Origin of the sequence: Burkholderia sp. NLJ2 (assembly GCF_049487195.1) — a bacterium.
Classification (GTDB): domain Bacteria; phylum Pseudomonadota; class Gammaproteobacteria; order Burkholderiales; family Burkholderiaceae; genus Burkholderia; species Burkholderia pyrrocinia.
The window spans coordinates 2530283-2548344 of record NZ_CP137808.1 but is presented as its reverse complement, the minus strand read 5'-3'; the positions used below and the strand labels follow the sequence as shown (position 1 = coordinate 2548344).

Sequence of the window (18062 nt, the reverse complement as noted above, 5' to 3'; positions counted from 1 at the left end):
GACTCAATTGGAATACGGCACAACGCGAAAACTCAACCTGTAACGGCTGTCGGAGAGACAGACTCGTTATAGGGTCAAGCGAACAAGTGCATGTGGTGGATGCCTTGGCGATCACAGGCGATGAAGGACGCGGTAGCCTGCGAAAAGCTACGGGGAGCTGGCAAACGAGCTTTGATCCGTAGATGTCCGAATGGGGAAACCCGGCCCTTTTGGGTCATCCTAGACTGAATACATAGGTCTAGTGAAGCGAACGCGGTGAACTGAAACATCTAAGTAACCGCAGGAAAAGAAATCAACCGAGATTCCCAAAGTAGTGGCGAGCGAAATGGGATGAGCCTTGCACTCTTTATTTGTATTGTTAGCCGAACGCTCTGGAAAGTGCGGCCATAGCAGGTGATAGCCCTGTAGGCGAAAACAGTATGAAAGAACTAGGTGTGCGACAAGTAGGGCGGGACACGTGAAATCCTGTCTGAAGATGGGGGGACCATCCTCCAAGGCTAAATACTCGTGATCGACCGATAGTGAACCAGTACCGTGAGGGAAAGGCGAAAAGAACCCCGGGAGGGGAGTGAAATAGATCCTGAAACCGCATGCATACAAACAGTCGGAGCCTCGTAAGGGGTGACGGCGTACCTTTTGTATAATGGGTCAGCGACTTACGTTCAGTAGCAAGCTTAACCGTATAGGGCAGGCGTAGCGAAAGCGAGTCCGAATAGGGCGTTCAGTTGCTGGGCGTAGACCCGAAACCAAGTGATCTATCCATGGCCAGGATGAAGGTGCGGTAACACGTACTGGAGGTCCGAACCCACTAACGTTGAAAAGTTAGGGGATGAGCTGTGGATAGGGGTGAAAGGCTAAACAAACTTGGAAATAGCTGGTTCTCTCCGAAAACTATTTAGGTAGTGCCTCGTGTCTCACCTTCGGGGGTAGAGCACTGTCATGGTTGGGGGGTCCATTGCGGATTACCCCGCCATAGCAAACTCCGAATACCGAAGAGTGCAATCACGGGAGACAGACATCGGGTGCTAACGTCCGGTGTCAAGAGGGAAACAACCCAGACCGCCAGCTAAGGTCCCCAAATATAGCTAAGTGGGAAACGAAGTGGGAAGGCTAAAACAGTCAGGAGGTTGGCTTAGAAGCAGCCACCCTTTAAAGAAAGCGTAATAGCTCACTGATCGAGTCGTCCTGCGCGGAAGATGTAACGGGGCTAAGCTATATACCGAAGCTGCGGATGCGTGCTTTGCACGCATGGTAGGAGAGCGTTCCGTAAGCCTGCGAAGGTGCGTTGAAAAGCGTGCTGGAGGTATCGGAAGTGCGAATGCTGACATGAGTAGCGATAAAGGGGGTGAAAGGCCCCCTCGCCGTAAGCCCAAGGTTTCCTACGCAACGTTCATCGGCGTAGGGTGAGTCGGCCCCTAAGGCGAGGCAGAAATGCGTAGCTGATGGGAAGCAGGTCAATATTCCTGCACCATTGTTAGATGCGATGGGGGGACGGATCGCGGAAGGTTGTCCGGGTGTTGGAAGTCCCGGTCGCTGCATTGGAGAAGGCGCTTAGGCAAATCCGGGCGCGGAATTCAAGGGTGTGGCGCGAGCTCCTTAGGGAGCGAAGCAATTGGAAGTGGTTCCAAGAAAAGCCTCTAAGCTTCAGTCTAACGATGACCGTACCGCAAACCGACACAGGTGGGCGAGATGAGTATTCTAAGGCGCTTGAGAGAACTCGGGAGAAGGAACTCGGCAAATTGGTACCGTAACTTCGGGATAAGGTACGCCCTTGTAGCTTGATGCCCCTGCGGGCAAAGGGTGAAGGGGTTGCAATAAACTGGTGGCTGCGACTGTTTAATAAAAACACAGCACTCTGCAAACACGAAAGTGGACGTATAGGGTGTGACGCCTGCCCGGTGCCGGAAGATTAAATGATGGGGTGCAAGCTCTTGATTGAAGTCCCGGTAAACGGCGGCCGTAACTATAACGGTCCTAAGGTAGCGAAATTCCTTGTCGGGTAAGTTCCGACCTGCACGAATGGCGTAACGATGGCCACACTGTCTCCTCCCGAGACTCAGCGAAGTTGAAGTGTTTGTGATGATGCAATCTACCCGCGGCTAGACGGAAAGACCCCATGAACCTTTACTGTAGCTTTGCATTGGACTTTGAACCGATCTGTGTAGGATAGGTGGGAGGCTATGAAACCGGAACGCTAGTTTCGGTGGAGCCGTCCTTGAAATACCACCCTGGTTTGTTTGAGGTTCTAACCTTGGCCCGTGATCCGGGTCGGGGACAGTGCATGGTAGGCAGTTTGACTGGGGCGGTCTCCTCCCAAAGCGTAACGGAGGAGTACGAAGGTACGCTAGGTACGGTCGGAAATCGTGCTGATAGTGCAATGGCATAAGCGTGCTTAACTGCGAGACCGACAAGTCGAGCAGGTGCGAAAGCAGGTCATAGTGATCCGGTGGTTCTGTATGGAAGGGCCATCGCTCAACGGATAAAAGGTACTCTGGGGATAACAGGCTGATACCGCCCAAGAGTTCATATCGACGGCGGTGTTTGGCACCTCGATGTCGGCTCATCTCATCCTGGGGCTGTAGCCGGTCCCAAGGGTATGGCTGTTCGCCATTTAAAGAGGTACGTGAGCTGGGTTTAAAACGTCGTGAGACAGTTTGGTCCCTATCTGCCGTGGGCGTTGGATATTTGAAGGGGGCTGCTCCTAGTACGAGAGGACCGGAGTGGACGAACCTCTGGTGTACCGGTTGTCACGCCAGTGGCATCGCCGGGTAGCTATGTTCGGAAGAGATAACCGCTGAAAGCATCTAAGCGGGAAACTCGCCTTAAGATGAGATATCCCTGGGGACTAGATCCCCTTGAAGGGTCGTTCGAGACCAGGACGTTGATAGGTCAGGTGTGTAAGCGCAGTAATGCGTTCAGCTAACTGATACTAATTGCCCGTAAGGCTTGATCCTATAACAAGTCTGTCTCGATAGCCGTTAGCGCTTCAGCGCTTTACGGATATCGAGCGTCGAGTGCGAGGCACTCGACGTACGACGGTTGAGCAACCGCGTACGTGTGAGATACAGCTCACAACCCAAAATTACTGCTTCTTCCCGATTGGTCGCGTTGCGAAGCAGCGCGACAACCCTCTTTGCCTGATGACCATAGCGAGTCGGTCCCACCCCTTCCCATCCCGAACAGGACCGTGAAACGACTCTACGCCGATGATAGTGCGGATTCCCGTGTGAAAGTAGGTAATCGTCAGGCTCCCTAAGCCAGGAACCCCCGCCCGAAAGGCGGGGGTTTTTGCATTGGTGCGGACAACATGCAGGTTGGCTGGGCAAGGGGCAGTGCGCTCCATTTCTCACCAACACACACCTGATCAGCCGTCTTCCATCCCTCTACCCGAGCCCGCCACGGAACGAAACCGCGTGATTTGATACGATCGAATTGTCGTCGGCGATTGCGTTTGTCGACGTTCATGTTCGAAACCGGGGCTTGATGGAGAGGGCGGGGAATGAATATCGGCGATGCGTCGCGCGAATCCGGAGTCAGCGCAAAAATGATCCGGTACTACGAGCAGGTCGGCCTTCTTGCGCCGAGCAAGCGAACCGACGCCGGCTACCGGATCTACGGCGCGGACGAAATCCACATCCTGCGCTTCATCCGTCAGGCGCGACGGCTCGGCTTTCTCGTCGAAGACATCCGCAAGCTGCTGATGCTCTGGCAAGACCGCTCCCGCGCCAGCGCCGAGGTGAAGTCGATTGCCCTCGAGCACGTGGCCGAACTCGACAAGCGCATCGCGGAGCTAAGCGACATGCGCGATACGCTGGCCGACCTGGCCGCGCACTGCCATGGTGATGGACGACCCGAATGCCCGATTTTGGCGCGCCTGGCCGACCCCGTCAGTGAACCAGATTAGTGCGTGCACTCAAGGCTCGAAATGAGCGCCTGATTCAACCTCTATAAAAATCAATGGGTTGCGTTCAGTTGGCGGGCATCCATTCCGAATTGGAATGGCTTCCATGCAAGTATTTCACTAGCATCTTGGTGCGGCGTCGTTATAATTCGGGAATACCCTATACGGGAAATCCCTGAATCTCGATTCGCCAGGGGTCCCCCTTCCTTGGAGAACATCATGATCGCCTACATCGTCGAAAAGCTGAGCAACTGGTTCGAATCCGCAGAACGTGAGCGCCGTGAGGCTTACCTCGCCACGTCGTCGGACATCGTCCAGCTCGAGCGCCGTATCCGCTCGCTCGAAACCAACGGCTACTCGCTGTAATCGAGTCACCGTCAGGTGCCGTGTGGCACCGAACGATAAGCAAGCCCCGTATTGACGGGGCTTTGTTTTTTTGTGCGCCGGATCTGGCGAAATCGTCGGTGCGGCGCTATGGTATGGGCCTGCTTTTCATCGTGAAGGACACGATCATGCGTTTGCGTCTCGATGTGCGTCGCAGTACCTGCGCGCGTCTCGCTCTGGGCGCGGCCGTGCTTGTCCATGGCCTCGCGGCCGGCGCCGCGACTTCGTCCAAACCGTTGATCCTCGATACGCAACGCGGTATCCAGGACGGCAAGGGCGGGTTGGTGCTGCAGACAGCACCTTTGTCTTCCGAGCCGATCGTCGAGCCGGCAGGCATGCGGGCTCCGGCCGGGCAAGCGCCGAACACGTCGGTTCCGCTGTTCGTCGCGCCCTATATCAATGTGCCCGGCTGGGGCGCGCCGCCGGCCAACCAGCCGAGACTCGCACCGAGGCCGCAGCCGTAACGGCCGGTCGGCCGATCAGTTTCCGCGCTGCTCGATCTGACAACGGGCGCCGCTGTCCTGTCCCAGCATCTCGACCAGATAGGGCAGTGCCTCGTTCATGCTCTGCGCAAGCGTATACGGCGGATTCAGGATGAACATCCCGCTGCCGTAGAGGCCCAGTCCATCGGCAGGCGGATTCGATACCGTCAGCGTCAGGTGGAGCCAGTTGTTCGGTTGCAGGCGCTTCAACTGCTCGGGAAAGCGCTGCGATTCCGTCCGCGTGACCTGCGGATACCAGATCGCGTAGCAGCCCGTCGCGAAACGCTTCAGGCATTCCGTCACGCAGCTTACCGTACGCGCGTAATCCTTCTTGTCCTCGTAGGACGGGTCGATCAGCACGAGTGCGCGTCGCGGTGGCGGCGGCAGCAGCGCCTTGATGCCTTCGAAGCCGTCGCCGGCGAAGATCATCGCGCGTCGCCCTGCGTCGCGGAAGTTGTGGCGCAGCACGTCGATTTCCGTCGTGTGCATTTCGAACAGGCGCATGCGGTCCTGCTCGCGCATCGATCGCCATGCGATATACGGGGAACCAGGATAGAAGCGCAGTTCGCCGTCGTCGTTCAGCGCGCGTACTTCGTCCACATAATCGCCCAGCGCTTCCGGCAGGTTCTTGTCGTTCCACAGCCGGCCGATGCCGGTGTCGAATTCCGCCGTCTTTGCCGCGTAGCCGTCGCGCAGCGAATACACGCCGGCACCGGCATGCGTGTCGATGTACCAGTACGACTTGTCTTTCTTGTTCAGGTAGCGCAGCAGTTGGACGACGACGGCGTGCTTGAGCACGTCCGCGTGGTTGCCTGCGTGAAAACCGTGACGATAACTGAGCATGGCGGGCTGCCTGAAACAGAAGGTGAATCGATGAAAGCGGTCGATCGGGCGCGGTTGTCAGGCCGGGCGCCGATGCGGCCGCGTATTGTACGCGAGTGGCCGTGAGTCGCCTTATTCGTATGCGTTGCCGACCACCTCCTCGATACGTTGCTTCACATCCGGCGTCAGTTTCGCGGCGACGTCGAGCGCGCGCATGTTGTCGCCGATCTGCTCGACCCGCGATGCGCCGGTGATAACCGAACTCACGCGCGGATTCGCGAGCACCCACGCGATTGCGAGCTGGCCGGTGCTGCAGCCGAGGTCGGCCGCGATCACGCCGAGCCGTTCGACGATTTCGTTGCTGACCTGATCGGTCAACCGGTCGCGCATCCAGTCGTAACCCTGCAATTGCGCGCGGCTGCCGGGCGGCACGCCGTTGCGGTACTTGCCGGTGAGCAGGCCGGAGGCCAGCGGGCTCCAGGTCGTGAGACCAAGGCCGTAGTCTTCGTAGAGCCGCGCATATTCCTGTTCGACCCGCGTGCGGTGGAACAGGTTGTACTGGGGTTGCTCGACGACCGGCTTGTGCAGGTGATGCCGTTCGGCGATCTCGCACGCGGCGCGGATCTCGTCGGCGCTCCATTCCGACGTGCCCCAGTACAGCGCCTTGCCGCGCACGATCATGTCGCTCATCGCCCAGACGGTTTCCTCGATCGGTGTGTTCGGATCGGGGCGATGGCAATAGACGAGGTCGACATAGTCGAGTTGCAGCCGGCGCAGCGAGCCGTCGATCGCGTTCAGCAGGTATTTCCGGTTCAGCGTGTGATACTGGTTCGGTGCTTCCGCGAGCCCCCAGAAGAACTTCGTGGAGACGATATAGCTGATGCGCGGCCAGTCGAGCGACTTGAGCGCCTGGCCCATGATTTCCTCGGATTTGCCGCCGGCATACACCTCGGCGTTGTCGAAGAAATTGACACCCGCGTCGCGTGCCGCGGCGAGGCATTCGCGCGCGACCCGCTGGTCGACCTGGTTGCCGTACGTGACCCACGAGCCGAGCGAGAGCGCGCTGATCTGCAGGCCGGAACGGCCTAGCCGTCGATAGTGCATGTGAATCTCCTGCGTGACAGAACCGACCTTAAGCTTAGACGTTTTGCGCGCGAACGGCGGGGCCGATCGTGCACAATGACGGCTGGCCCGCCGGTACGGTTGCGCGATGAAAGCGGATGCGGCGGGCGTGTGGTTTATCGATCCGATAACGGGAGGAGACGGACATGGCAGCAGATCTGAGCGGCAAGACCGCAGTCGTCACGGGCGCCGCGAGCGGCATCGGCAAGGAAATCGCACTCGAGCTCGCGAAAGCGGGCGCGGCCGTCGCGATCGCCGACCTGAACCAGGACGGCGCAAATGCGGTCGCCGACGAGATCAACAAGGCAGGCGGCAAGGCGATCGGCGTCGCGATGGACGTGACGAACGAGGAAGCCGTGAACAGCGGCATCGACAAGGTCGCCGAAACGTTCGGCTCGGTCGACATCCTCGTGTCGAACGCGGGCATCCAGATCGTCAACCCGATCGAGAACTACGCGTTCTCCGACTGGAAGAAGATGCAGGCGATCCACGTCGACGGCGCGTTCCTGACGACGAAGGCCGCGCTCAAGCACATGTACAAGGACGATCGCGGCGGCGTCGTGATCTACATGGGTTCGGTGCACTCGCACGAAGCGTCGCCGCTGAAGTCCGCGTACGTGACGGCCAAGCACGGGCTGCTCGGCCTCGCACGCGTGCTCGCGAAGGAAGGCGCGAAGCACAACGTGCGCTCGCACGTCGTGTGTCCGGGCTTCGTGCGCACGCCGCTGGTCGACAAGCAGATTCCGGAGCAGGCGAAGGAGCTCGGGATCAGCGAAGAGGAAGTGGTGAAGAAGGTGATGCTCGGCAACACGGTCGACGGCGTGTTCACGACGGTGCAGGACGTCGCGCAGACGGTGCTGTTCCTGTCGGCGTTCCCGAGCGCTGCGCTGACGGGCCAGTCGTTCGTCGTCAGCCACGGCTGGTTCATGCAGTAACGCGGGCGCGGGCGGCGTAGCCGCCCCCCGACGAACAGCACAAAAAAACGCGCTCCGGGGAGCGCGTTTTTCATTTCGGCAGGGCGGGGCCGGTGACGGCTGCCGCCCGCTGGCGCCGGGTTACTTCAGCACGGCTGCGACTGCATTGGCGACCACGTCGAGGTTGCGCGTGTTTAGCGCTGCGACGCAGATCCGGCCCGTGCCGACCGCATAGATGCCGAACTCGTCGCGCAGGCGATCGACTTGCGCCGAGGTCAGGCCCGAATACGAGAACATCCCGCGCTGCGCGTTGATGAAGCTGAAGTCGCGATCGACGCCGCTTGCCTTCAAACGCTCGACGAGACCGTTGCGCATCGCGCGGATGCGATCGCGCATTTCGCCGAGTTCCTGCACCCACGAAGCGTGCAGTTCCGGCGATGCGAGCACCGCTGCGACCACCGCGCCGCCATGGGTCGGCGGGTTCGAGTAGTTCGTGCGGATCACGCGCTTCAGTTGCGACAGCACGCGCGTGGCTTCTTCCTTGCTCGACGTGATGATCGACAGCGCGCCGACGCGCTCGCCGTACAGCGAGAACGACTTCGAGAACGACGACGACACGAACGCGTTCAGGTCGGCCGCGGCAAACAGACGCACGGCGGCCGCATCGGCCTCGATGTTCTCGCCGAAGCCCTGGTACGCCATGTCGAGGAACGGCACGAGGTTGCGCGCCTTCACGACGTCGACGACTTGTTGCCATTGCGCTTCGGTCAGGTCCACGCCGGTCGGGTTGTGGCAGCACGCGTGCAGCACGACGACCGTGCCCGCAGCGTAGCCGTTCAGCGCCGACAGCATGCCTTCGAAGTTCACGCCGTTGGTGGCGGCGTCGTAGTACGGGTACGCGACGACTTCGAAGCCGGCCGCTTCGAACAGCGCGCGGTGGTTTTCCCAGCTCGGATCGCTGATCGCGACCTTCACGTTCGGGTTCACGGTGCGCAGGAAATCGGCGCCGATCTTCAGTGCGCCCGTGCCACCCAGTGCCTGGGCCGTGACCACGCGGCCCGCTGCGATCAGCGGCGAATCGTTGCCGAGCAGCAGCTTCTGCACGGCCGCATCGTAGGCGGCGATCCCGTCGATCGGCAGGTAGCCGCGCGGCAGGCCAGCTTCGACACGCACCTTCTCCGCTTCGCGAACCGCGCGCAGCAGCGGAATCTTGCCTTCTTCGTTCGTGTACACGCCAACGCCGAGGTTGACCTTGTTCGGACGCGCATCGGCGTTGAAGGCTTCGTTCAGGCCCAGGATCGGGTCGCGGGGAGCAAGCTGGACAGCGGAGAAGAGCGACATGATGATTCGGCAGTAGTGAAAAGAGGGTCAGGCTTTCAGCCGGCGGGGCGAGCGCAGCAAACCGCGCGCCAACGGGCGCGACGCCGGAAAGCGCAGCAGCCTGATATTGTAGCGAATTCGCGCTGGCGGGGGCGGGCGATTCGGCGGCGAATCGCGATTTCGGGCGGCCGTCGCGCGTCAGGAGCCGACAGCAGTTCGCGCGGCCGCGAAGCGCTAGAATGCTTTCTTTGCCCTCGCTCCAGCCGCATTCCATGTCCGAACATCATGCCGAAGCCGGCGACGCGCTCGACGAATCCAAATTCGTCACCTTCGATGGGTCGCCGTTCCAGCTGTATCAACCGTATCCGCCCGCAGGCGACCAGCCGACCGCGATCGAGACGCTCGTCGAAGGCATCGGCGACGGCCTTGCTTTCCAGACGCTGCTCGGTGTGACGGGTTCGGGCAAGACCTTCACGATGGCGAACACGATCGCGCGGCTCGGCCGCCCGGCGATCGTGTTCGCGCCGAACAAGACGCTCGCGGCCCAGCTCTATGCCGAGTTCCGCGAGTTCTTCCCGCGCAACGCGGTCGAGTACTTCGTCTCGTACTACGACTACTACCAGCCTGAGGCCTACGTGCCGCAGCGCGACCTGTTCATCGAGAAGGACTCGTCGATCAACGAGCACATCGAGCAGATGCGGCTGTCGGCGACGAAGAGCCTGATGGAGCGCCGCGACGTGGTGATCGTCGCGACGGTGTCGGCGATCTACGGTATCGGCAACCCGTCCGAATACCATCAGATGATCCTGACGCTGCGCACCGGCGACAAGCTCGGCCAGCGCGACGTGATCGCGCGGCTGATCGCGATGCAATACACGCGCAACGAGCAGGATTTCCAGCGCGGCACGTTCCGCGTGCGCGGCGACACGATCGACATCTTCCCGGCCGAACACGCGGAAATGGCCGTGCGCGTCGAGCTGTTCGACGACGAGGTCGAGACGCTGCACCTGTTCGACCCGCTGACAGGTCGCGTGAGGCAGAAGATTCCGCGCTTCACCGTGTATCCGTCGTCGCACTACGTGACGCCACGCGACACCGTGATGCGCGCGGTCGAGACGATCAAGGACGAATTGCGCGAACGCCTGGAGTTCTTCCATCGCGACGGCAAACTCGTCGAGGCGCAGCGCCTCGAGCAGCGCACGCGCTTCGATCTCGAGATGCTGCAGGAGCTCGGCTTCTGCAAGGGCATCGAGAACTACTCGCGGCATTTCTCGGGTGCCGAGCCTGGAGATCCGCCGCCGACGCTCGTCGACTATCTGCCGCCCGATGCGCTGATGCTGCTCGACGAATCGCACGTGCTGATCGGCCAGTTGAACGGCATGTACAACGGCGACCGCGCGCGCAAGGAAAACCTCGTCAATTACGGGTTTCGCCTGCCGTCGGCGCTCGACAACCGGCCGCTCAAGTTCCCCGAGTTCGAACGCAAGATGCGCCAGGTGGTGTTCGTTTCGGCCACGCCGGCCGACTACGAGAAACGCGTGACGGGGCAGATCGCCGAACAGGTCGTGCGGCCGACGGGGCTCGTCGATCCGGAAATCGAAGTGCGGCCGGCGAGCTCGCAGGTCGACGACGTGCTGACCGAGATCAACGCCCGCGTGAAGGCCGGCGAGCGCGTGTTGATCACCGTACTGACGAAGCGCATGGCCGAGCAACTCACCGAGTTTCTGGCCGACCATGGCGTCAAGGTGCGTTACCTGCACAGCGACATCGACACGGTCGAGCGAGTCGAGATCATCCGCGACCTGCGGCTCGGCACGTTCGACGTGCTGGTCGGGATCAACCTGCTGCGCGAGGGCCTCGACATTCCCGAAGTGTCGCTCGTCGCGATCCTCGATGCGGACAAGGAAGGCTTCCTGCGTGCCGAACGCTCGCTGATCCAGACGATCGGCCGCGCCGCGCGGAACGTGAACGGCAAGGCGATTCTCTATGCCGACACGATGACCGAGTCGATGAAACGCGCGATCGGCGAGACCGAGCGCCGCCGCGCGAAGCAGATCGCACACAACGAGAAAATGGGCATTACGCCGCGCGGCGTCGTGAAACGCATCAAGGACATCATCGACGGCGTCTACAACGCGGACGAGGCGCGCGCGGAGCTGAAGGAAGCGCAACAGCGCGCGAAATTCGAGGACATGTCGGAAAAGCAGCTCGCGAAGGAAATCAAGCGCCTCGAGAAGCAGATGGCCGATTACGCGAAGAACCTCGAGTTCGAGAAGGCCGCCGCGACGCGCGACCAGCTTGCGCTGTTGCGCGAGCGCGTGTTCGGCGCGAACGTCGGCGACCACATCGCCGGCGGCCGGTAAATCTTTCCAAACGTCACCAAAACCTGTCAGTAACGGGTCTGTAAGCCTTGTCGGATCAGGGTTTTACACGGTATCCGGTTTGTTCCGAAACAGGTTCGGTGCTAAACTCCGCAATTATTGAGAATAGTTCGCATTAACGTTCTTCATTGCGTTAGTGTTTTCAGCGAGCCGCCCCGGCGGCGGCCCGCATGTCGTCAAGATAGTCAGACAAATAACAAGGAGTGTCCATGTTGGGTTCTTCGTTCATCCGCACGACGGTTGCGGTAGCGGCGGCACTTGCCGCGATGTCGGCCTCGGCTGCCGAATATCCGATCGGCAAGCAGCAGATCCAGGGCGGCATGGAAATCGGCGCGGTTTACCTGCAGCCGATCACGATGGACCCGGAAGGGATGATGCGCAAGGCGTCGGATTCCGACATCCACCTCGAAGCCGACATCCATGCGGTCAAGAACAACCCGACGGGTTTCGCGGAAGGCGACTGGATGCCGTACCTGCAGGTCACGTACAAGCTGACGAAGCAGGGCGACACGAAGTGGAAGTCCGAGGGCGACCTGATGGGCATGGTGGCGAGCGACGGTCCGCACTACGGCGACAACGTGAAGCTGAACGGCCCGGGCAAGTACCACCTGACGATGGTCGTCAAGCCGCCGATGCAGTCGGGCCACATGGCATTCGGCCGTCACGTCGACAAGGAAACGGGCGTGGGCGCATGGTTCAAGCCCGTTACGCTCGAGTACGACTTCCCGTTCGCCGGTATCGGCAAGAAGGGCGGTTACTGATCGGTGGCATCACGAACGGCGCGCCTCGGCGCGCCGTCGTCGTAGAGAACCCAGAATGAACATTCCCCAGAAAATCGTTGCCGCAGCCGCTGCATTGTGGCTTGCCGGCGCCGCGTACGCTGCCGATCTGCCGACGTTCAAGCTCGAGATGGCGGACGGCAAGCTGAATCCCGCACGCATCGAAGTGCCGGCCGGCCAGCGTTTCAAGATCGAGATCAAGAACACCGGCAAGGGCGCCGCCGAATTCGAGAGCGTGCAACTGCGCAAGGAGAAGGTGCTCGCGCCGGGCGCCGATTCGTTCGTGGTCGTCGCTCCGCTGTCGCCGGGCGAATACAAGTTTTTCGACGATTTCCACCAGCAGGCGCAGGGCGTGATCGTCGCGAAGTAACGCGTTTTATCTGCGCGCGGGCACACCTGTCCGTTGCTCCGCGCGTCAGGAGGTATCGATGGGTCAGATCTTGTTCATCGTCTGGCGGGAGAGCGTCGAAGCGCTGCTCGTCGTCGGCATTCTCTATGCATGGCTGAAAAACGGCGACGACGACGCGCGCCGCGGCCTGCCTTTTCTCTGGGCCGGCGTCGGTGTCGGCTTGCTGATGGCGGTCGGCCTCGGTGCCGCGCTGGTCGGTTTCACCGAAGTGCTGTCCGGCGACGCGCAGGACTACTTCCAGACCGCCATGGTACTGATCGCATGCGTGCTGATCGTGCAGATGGTGCTGTGGATGCGCCGGCACGGCCGCACGCTGAAGCGCGACATGGAGCAATCGCTGCAGCAGAGCACGCGCGATTCGAACTGGTGGGGCGTCGCCGTGCTGGTCGCGCTCGCGATCGCGCGCGAAGGCAGCGAGACGGTGATCTTCCTGTACGGTCTCGGTTTCGGCCAGTCGGGCCACGTCGACGGCAACCAGATGCTCGCGGTCGTGATCGGCCTCGGTCTCGCGTTCCTCACGTTCTATCTGCTGCAGCTCGGCGGCAAATACTTCTCGTGGCGGCATTTCTTCCGCGTCACCGAAGTGATGCTGCTGTTCCTCGGCGCGGGCCTGTTCCAGACCGGCGTCGACAAGCTGATCGACAAGGAAATCCTGCCGCTCGGCATTTCGCAGGTGTGGGACACGTCCGCGATCCTCGATGATTCGGGCACGTTCGGCTCGCTCGTCGCGACACTGACCGGCTATCGCGCGCACCCGGCACTGACCAACCTGGTCGCCTATGCGGTGTACTGGGCGGTCGTGTGGCTGCTGATGAAGCGCGCGAGCCGTCGTCCGGTCGTTGCCGCAGGCCGCGCGGCATGAGCGTTGTCGCCGCAGCCAAGCCGGGCTGGCTCGCGCAGGCCGGCCAGTGGATGCAGCGCCACGGTGCGCTGATCCGCGGCATCCAGTGGATCGTCGTCGCCGTCTACGCGTTCCTGATCATCGTGCCCGCGGTGTTGCCGCTGCCGGACGATTCCGCGCATCTGTGGAGCAACCTCACGCTGATCGCGCAATTCGCGTTCTGGGGCATCTGGTGGCCGTTCGTGCTGCTGTCGATGGTGATGCTCGGCCGCGTCTGGTGCGGCGTGTTGTGCCCGGAAGGCGCGCTCACCGAATATGCGAGCAAGTTCGGCCGCGGCGGCCCGATTCCGCGCTGGATCCGGTGGGGCGGCTGGCCGTTCGTCGCATTCGGGATCACGACGATCTACGGGCAGATGGTGAGCGTGTACCAGTACCCGCTCGCGGTGCTGTTCGTGCTCGGCGGCTCGACCGTCGGCGCGATCGTGATCGGCGTGCTGTACGGCCGCGAGAAGCGCGTGTGGTGCAAGTACCTGTGCCCGGTCAACGGCGTGTTCGGGCTGCTCGCGCGGCTCGCGCCGATGCGCTACAAGGTCGACGAGGATGCGTGGCGCCGTTCGTACAAGAACGGCGAGCACGGCCATCGCGTGATTCCGATCAACTGCGCGCCGCTTGTGCCGTTGCGCAGCATGAAGGGCGCAGCCTCGTGCCATATGTGCGGCCGCTGCAGCGGGCATCGCGACGCGATCTCGCTGTCGTTGCGCTCGCCGTCCGACGAAGTCGTGAACCTCGGCGCGCAGCAGGCGAGCCCGTGGGATACCGCGCTGATCCTGTACGGCCTGCTCGGCGTCGCGATCGGCGCGTTCCACTGGACCGTCAGCCCGTGGTTCGTGCAGATCAAGCAGTGGCTCGCGGGCTGGCTGATCGATCGCGACATTACGTGGCCGCTCGAGACCAATGCACCGTGGTTCCTGCTCACGCATTATCCGGATCGCAACGACGTGTTCTCCTGGCTCGACGGCGGGTTGATCGTCAGCTACATCGTCGGCACGGGGCTCGTGTACGGCACGGCGCTGCTGGTATTGCTGGCCGGCGCCACGCTGATGCTCGGCCGCTTCGATCGCGTGCGGCTGCATCATCTCGCGCAGGCGCTGATCCCGATCGCGGGGGCGGGCGTGTTCCTCGGCCTGTCGGCGACGACGCTGTCGTTGCTGCGCGCCGAGCATGTGCCGCTCGGCTGGGCGACCGACGTACGCATCGCGATCCTGGTTGGCGCCAACGCATGGAGTGCGTGGCTCGCGTGGAAAGTGACCGGGCGCTATGCGGCCTGGCCGCGCCGGCTCGTGGCATTCGCGTGGTTCGCCGTCGGCCTTGCGGTCGTCGACAGCGCGTGGTGGTTGATGTTCTGGGGCTTCTGACGCGGCTTGTGTGCGGCTTCGGCTGCGGGGCGAAGCCGGGAGGAAACAAGCAGGGTTCAGCTTCCGGCAAGCATTGCGCGACAACGAACACGGGCGGCATGCGTCGCGCATTGGCCGCCCAAACAAAAAAGCGACACGTCCTTCGACGTGTCGCTTTTTTTCTTCCTTGTGCGAGAACCAAAAAAGTGGCTTGGCTTGCTGCAACGGCTGCTTGAGTGTGTTTGCACGAAGGGGTCTAGATCTCGCGTGCAAGCCGTTACGCTGGCTAATGCCCAACACCTCTCAGGGAGGTGGTCCCCACAATACTCTGTCGTTACTTCGTCAGGATCAGTTTGCCGAGCCGTGTGGCGCGCAACTGATAGGTCTCTCCGTTATGCGCGATGCTGATGTGGCTCTGGCCTTGCAGCAGCGCATCGCTGTTGACGACCCGCGTGCCTGCATCGCGGTTGCCGGCGGGCTTCGCCGGCGTCGTGACCGCTGCCGTCTTCTGACGGCTGCTGCCTGTGGTGCCAGTTGCGTGGCGCAAGGTCAGCGTGGTCGGGCGCATGGTGTCGGTCATTCGGTTGATCGGTGACTGTCGATACGATGGAATGAATTCTAAATGATAACCATTCCCATTCGCAAAAACTCTTTATCGATCGAAGCGGCAGACTTGATAGCTTGAATCAAAGGGGCGGTCCGCAGGCCGCCGCCGGATTCAGTGCAACGGATCGGGATCCTTGCGGCCCTGCGCGTATTCGCGGATCAGGCGGACCGTGTCGATATCCGACGTGCGATACGCTTCCTTGACGATCCCGTGCGTCTGCCGGGCATCTTCGCTGTCGTCAGTGACGGTCAGCGTCGTGCGGTATTCGAAACGCAGGAACAACTGGTGGTCGTCGTCGCGTTCCTCGATCGTCATCGTCAGCGACCCGCCGATCTCGCCATCGGCCGCACGGATGTCGTAGCGGACCTGCTGGTTCGGCGTGAACGTGACGTGGTCGCGTACGGTCGCGTGGCCGTAGTGCAGCTCACGTTCGAGCGTCGTTTCTGTCCGTTCGTGGACGACGCAGCTATCGAGGCCGAGCACGAACAGTTGCGGCTGTTCGGCACGCAGCACGAGGCCTTCCCAGAGCTGGTCGCGGGTGAGGGCCGGTACGGCCGGATCGTCGGAGTTGATCTGGATCAGGTGTTCGAAGTTCAAGGGGACGGATTCCTTCTGGTGGTGGGCGGCCACATGGTTCAAGAAGTTATTGTGACGCAAAACCATCCGCTTCGCGGGTCCTGCCGCCCCCGATCGGGGTCAGGCTTCGATGCGGCCCATGCGGCCGGTCTGGTAGTCGACGACGGCCTGCCGGATCTCTTCCTCGGTATTCATCACGAACGGGCCGTAGCGGACGATGGGCTCGTTGAGGGGCACGCCGCCGATCAGCAGCAGGTCGAGCGGCGTGTCGCCGGCGGCGAACGTAACCGTGTCGCCGTCGTCCCCGTAGACGACCATGTGCCGTGCGTCGACAGCCTGCCTGTCGGGCCCGTAGAGGCCCGTTCCGTCGATCGGATAGGCAAACACGCGATAGCCGGCCGGAACGGGCTGCGTGACCGTCGCGCCGGGCCCCAGCGTGAAATGCTGGTAGAGGATCGGCGTGCGTGTCTCGATCGCGGCCCGGACGCCGAACGCTTCGCCGGCGATGACGCGCACGTGCGCGCGGCCGTCCGGCGACGTCGCGCTCGGAATACGGTCGGCCGGGATCTCCTGGTAGCGCGGCGCGATCAGCTTGTCGCGGCGCGGCAGGTTGACCCATAGCTGGAAGCCGTGGGAGCGGCCGCCCGCCTGCGCGAACGCCGGATCGGGCATCTCGCTGTGCACGACGCCGGCGCCGGCCGTCATCCACTGCACGTCGCCGGGGCCGAGCGTGCCGGCATGGCCGGACGAGTCGCGATGGCAGAAGCGCCCGTCGAGTGCGTAGGTCACGGTCTCGAAGCCGCGATGCGGATGGTCGGGCGCGCCGACAGCCTCGCCGGGGGCGTAGTCGACGGGCCCCATTTCGTCGAGCAGCAGGAACGGATCGAAATCCATCAGCAGCCGGGTCGGGAACGGGCGGTGAACCACGAAGCCGCCGCCTTCGGTCGTGCGAAGCGCGGGGTACGTGCGGTCAAGCGAGCGAGCGGTCGTCATGGGGAAGCCCTCGAAATCATCGGAATAGCGTTATTTTTGAAACATAGCGCTATTATATTGGGCGTTTAACCGTTCGATTTGCGGCGGTTCGCAATGGATTGTTCTGAAATTGGAACGATGACATGAGTATCGATGCACACAACCTGAACGACCTGATGTACTTTTCGCAGGTCGTCGAACATGGCGGTTTCTCGGCCGCGGAGCGCGTGCTGGGCATCTCGAAATCGCGCCTGTCGCGGCGTCTGACCGAGCTCGAGGCGGCGCTCGGCGTGCGCCTGCTGCAGCGTTCGACGCGCAAGCTTGCGCTGACCGAGGCGGGGGAGCTGTTTTACCAGCATTGCCAGGCGATGCTCGCCGAAGCGCAGGCCGCGATGAACGCGGTGCAGCAGTTGCGCGCGTCGCCGCGCGGCTCGGTGCGTGTCAGCGTGCCCGTTACGCTGTCGCAGACGATGCTGTCGCGCATCCTGCCCGAATTCCTGCGTCGTTATCCCGAGGTGAAGGTGCACGTCCGTGTGACGAACCGCGTGATCGACCTGTTCGAGGACTCGATCGACGTCGCGCTGCGCGTGCGCTCGGAGCCGCCGCAGAACGCCAACATCGTCGTGCGGCCGCTGTGGCGTACCGAACAGATGCTGGTCGGCGCGCCGAGCCTGCTGAGCCAGAATGCGCCGCCGCTGGTGCCGGACGACCTGACTTATTTCGAGACGCTCGATACGCCGAGCGTCGACGGGCGGCACGTGTTCAACCTGATTGCGCCGGACGGTACGCGTCATGTGCACGAGCACGACCCGCGGCTCGTGACGGCCGACCTGATGACGATCCGCGAGGCCGTGCTCGATGGCCTCGGCATCGCGGCGCTGCCGGAGATGATGTACGGCAACGCGCTGCGCGCGGGCCAGCTGTCGCCGGTGATGCCGGGCTGGACGCTGCCGGTGCCGCAACTGTATGCGGTGTTCGTATCGCGGCAGGGGATGCCGCCCGCGGTGCGTGCGTTCGTCGACTATCTGGTCGAGAAGCTCGATCACGGCGCGTACAAGGAGCAGGGGTGCCCCGAGCGCGCGAAGAAGGACGCGGCGGCCGATGCTTCGGCGACCTGAACACACCGTGCACGACGAGGCAAATTTGTTTTGTCATTGA

16 protein-coding genes and 2 rRNA genes are annotated in these 18062 nt (G+C 62.1%); 12 read left to right on the top strand and 6 right to left on the bottom strand.

The features are described 5' to 3' along the window. Positions 1 to 72 precede the first annotated feature (72 nt). The 5 genes from R9B84_RS11700 (at position 73) to R9B84_RS11680 (ending at position 4749) form a co-directional block, all read left to right on the top strand. Positions 73 to 2954: ribosomal RNA gene (locus R9B84_RS11700) — 23S ribosomal RNA — on the top strand. Positions 2955 to 3136: 182 nt separating this feature from the next. Then, positions 3137 to 3249, top strand: a 5S ribosomal RNA gene (rrf, locus tag R9B84_RS11695). A 250-nt stretch (positions 3250 to 3499) separates the two neighbouring features. Next, positions 3500 to 3904 (top strand): Cu(I)-responsive transcriptional regulator, encoded by a 405-nt coding sequence (gene cueR, locus R9B84_RS11690; RefSeq protein WP_114177558.1) that lies wholly within the window; start codon positions 3500 to 3502, stop codon positions 3902 to 3904. Positions 3905 to 4120: 216 nt separating this feature from the next. Next, positions 4121 to 4267: a DUF3563 family protein gene (locus R9B84_RS11685; RefSeq protein WP_080970925.1), complete on the top strand. Its 147-nt coding sequence runs from the start codon at positions 4121 to 4123 to the stop codon at positions 4265 to 4267. A 113-nt stretch (positions 4268 to 4380) separates the two neighbouring features. After that, positions 4381 to 4749: a hypothetical protein gene (locus R9B84_RS11680; RefSeq protein ID WP_096471366.1), complete on the top strand. Its 369-nt coding sequence runs from the start codon at positions 4381 to 4383 to the stop codon at positions 4747 to 4749. Between the two features lie 15 nt (positions 4750 to 4764). On the opposite strand, the gene R9B84_RS11675 is transcribed toward R9B84_RS11680, so the two are convergent. Continuing rightward, positions 4765 to 5610 (bottom strand): 23S rRNA (adenine(2030)-N(6))-methyltransferase RlmJ, encoded by an 846-nt coding sequence (locus R9B84_RS11675; protein WP_047898583.1) that lies wholly within the window; start codon positions 5608 to 5610, stop codon positions 4765 to 4767. A gap of 111 nt (positions 5611 to 5721) precedes the next feature. Further along, on the bottom strand, positions 5722 to 6693 hold the full coding sequence (locus R9B84_RS11670; RefSeq protein ID WP_423758083.1) for a potassium channel beta subunit family protein: 972 nt from the start codon (positions 6691 to 6693) through the stop codon (positions 5722 to 5724). A 164-nt stretch (positions 6694 to 6857) separates the two neighbouring features. Between R9B84_RS11670 and R9B84_RS11665 the strand changes: the two genes are divergently transcribed. Further along, positions 6858 to 7646, top strand: coding sequence for a 3-hydroxybutyrate dehydrogenase (locus tag R9B84_RS11665; RefSeq protein WP_423758082.1), 789 nt, complete (start codon positions 6858 to 6860; stop codon positions 7644 to 7646). Between the two features lie 120 nt (positions 7647 to 7766). On the opposite strand, the gene R9B84_RS11660 is transcribed toward R9B84_RS11665, so the two are convergent. Further along, positions 7767 to 8966: an amino acid aminotransferase gene (locus tag R9B84_RS11660; RefSeq protein WP_423758081.1), complete on the bottom strand. Its 1200-nt coding sequence runs from the start codon at positions 8964 to 8966 to the stop codon at positions 7767 to 7769. Between the two features lie 251 nt (positions 8967 to 9217). Here R9B84_RS11660 and uvrB point away from each other — a divergent pair, with 251 nt between their 5' ends. The 5 genes from uvrB (at position 9218) to R9B84_RS11635 (ending at position 14770) form a co-directional block, all read left to right on the top strand. Continuing rightward, positions 9218 to 11308 (top strand): excinuclease ABC subunit UvrB, encoded by a 2091-nt coding sequence (gene uvrB, locus R9B84_RS11655; RefSeq protein WP_423758080.1) that lies wholly within the window; start codon positions 9218 to 9220, stop codon positions 11306 to 11308. A gap of 227 nt (positions 11309 to 11535) precedes the next feature. Continuing rightward, on the top strand, positions 11536 to 12087 hold the full coding sequence (locus R9B84_RS11650) for an iron transporter (RefSeq protein ID WP_072445376.1): 552 nt from the start codon (positions 11536 to 11538) through the stop codon (positions 12085 to 12087). A gap of 55 nt (positions 12088 to 12142) precedes the next feature. Next, positions 12143 to 12475 carry a cupredoxin domain-containing protein gene (locus R9B84_RS11645; protein ID WP_423758079.1) on the top strand — a complete coding sequence of 111 codons (333 nt, stop codon included), beginning with the start codon at positions 12143 to 12145 and terminating at the stop codon, positions 12473 to 12475. A gap of 58 nt (positions 12476 to 12533) precedes the next feature. Then, a complete protein-coding gene (locus R9B84_RS11640) occupies positions 12534 to 13376 on the top strand; it encodes an FTR1 family iron permease (protein ID WP_423758078.1) in 843 nt (280 codons plus the stop codon). Next, positions 13373 to 14770, top strand: coding sequence for a 4Fe-4S binding protein (locus R9B84_RS11635; RefSeq protein WP_423758077.1), 1398 nt, complete (start codon positions 13373 to 13375; stop codon positions 14768 to 14770). The genes R9B84_RS11640 and R9B84_RS11635 overlap by 4 nt, the downstream gene beginning before the upstream one ends. Before the next feature lie 313 nt (positions 14771 to 15083). Here R9B84_RS11635 and hemP read toward each other — a convergent pair whose 3' ends face one another. From hemP to R9B84_RS11620, 3 genes are all read right to left on the bottom strand, one after another. Then, positions 15084 to 15329 carry a hemin uptake protein HemP gene (gene hemP / locus R9B84_RS11630; protein ID WP_423758076.1) on the bottom strand — a complete coding sequence of 82 codons (246 nt, stop codon included), beginning with the start codon at positions 15327 to 15329 and terminating at the stop codon, positions 15084 to 15086. A 138-nt stretch (positions 15330 to 15467) separates the two neighbouring features. Continuing rightward, complete coding sequence (locus R9B84_RS11625) at positions 15468 to 15953, bottom strand: SRPBCC family protein (RefSeq protein WP_152865274.1); 486 nt, start codon at positions 15951 to 15953, stop codon at positions 15468 to 15470. 99 nt (positions 15954 to 16052) lie between these two features. Continuing rightward, positions 16053 to 16925 (bottom strand): pirin family protein, encoded by an 873-nt coding sequence (locus R9B84_RS11620; RefSeq protein ID WP_423758075.1) that lies wholly within the window; start codon positions 16923 to 16925, stop codon positions 16053 to 16055. 122 nt (positions 16926 to 17047) lie between these two features. Here R9B84_RS11620 and R9B84_RS11615 point away from each other — a divergent pair, with 122 nt between their 5' ends. Then, the gene (locus R9B84_RS11615; RefSeq protein ID WP_423758074.1) at positions 17048 to 18022 is read left to right on the top strand and encodes a LysR family transcriptional regulator; all 975 of its coding nucleotides are present in this window, start codon (positions 17048 to 17050) and stop codon (positions 18020 to 18022) included. Positions 18023 to 18062: the final 40 nt, after the last annotated feature.

Excerpts from the sequence above, each read along its gene's own strand:
- uvrB (WP_423758080.1), top strand. The coding sequence starts at position 9,218 with ATGTCCGAACATCATGCCGAAGCCGGCGACGCGCTCGACGAATCCAAA.
- R9B84_RS11685 (WP_080970925.1), top strand. The coding sequence starts at position 4,121 with ATGATCGCCTACATCGTCGAAAAGCTGAGCAACTGGTTCGAATCCGCA.
- R9B84_RS11675 (WP_047898583.1), bottom strand. The coding sequence starts at position 5,610 with ATGCTCAGTTATCGTCACGGTTTTCACGCAGGCAACCACGCGGACGTG.
- R9B84_RS11645 (WP_423758079.1), top strand. The coding sequence starts at position 12,143 with ATGAACATTCCCCAGAAAATCGTTGCCGCAGCCGCTGCATTGTGGCTT.
- R9B84_RS11615 (WP_423758074.1), top strand. The coding sequence starts at position 17,048 with ATGAGTATCGATGCACACAACCTGAACGACCTGATGTACTTTTCGCAG.
- cueR (WP_114177558.1), top strand. The coding sequence starts at position 3,500 with ATGAATATCGGCGATGCGTCGCGCGAATCCGGAGTCAGCGCAAAAATG.
- R9B84_RS11640 (WP_423758078.1), top strand. The coding sequence starts at position 12,534 with ATGGGTCAGATCTTGTTCATCGTCTGGCGGGAGAGCGTCGAAGCGCTG.
- R9B84_RS11665 (WP_423758082.1), top strand. The coding sequence starts at position 6,858 with ATGGCAGCAGATCTGAGCGGCAAGACCGCAGTCGTCACGGGCGCCGCG.
- R9B84_RS11670 (WP_423758083.1), bottom strand. The coding sequence starts at position 6,693 with ATGCACTATCGACGGCTAGGCCGTTCCGGCCTGCAGATCAGCGCGCTC.
- R9B84_RS11650 (WP_072445376.1), top strand. The coding sequence starts at position 11,536 with ATGTTGGGTTCTTCGTTCATCCGCACGACGGTTGCGGTAGCGGCGGCA.
- hemP (WP_423758076.1), bottom strand. The coding sequence starts at position 15,329 with ATGACCGACACCATGCGCCCGACCACGCTGACCTTGCGCCACGCAACT.
- R9B84_RS11620 (WP_423758075.1), bottom strand. The coding sequence starts at position 16,925 with ATGACGACCGCTCGCTCGCTTGACCGCACGTACCCCGCGCTTCGCACG.
- R9B84_RS11635 (WP_423758077.1), top strand. The coding sequence starts at position 13,373 with ATGAGCGTTGTCGCCGCAGCCAAGCCGGGCTGGCTCGCGCAGGCCGGC.
- R9B84_RS11660 (WP_423758081.1), bottom strand. The coding sequence starts at position 8,966 with ATGTCGCTCTTCTCCGCTGTCCAGCTTGCTCCCCGCGACCCGATCCTG.
- R9B84_RS11680 (WP_096471366.1), top strand. The coding sequence starts at position 4,381 with ATGGGCCTGCTTTTCATCGTGAAGGACACGATCATGCGTTTGCGTCTC.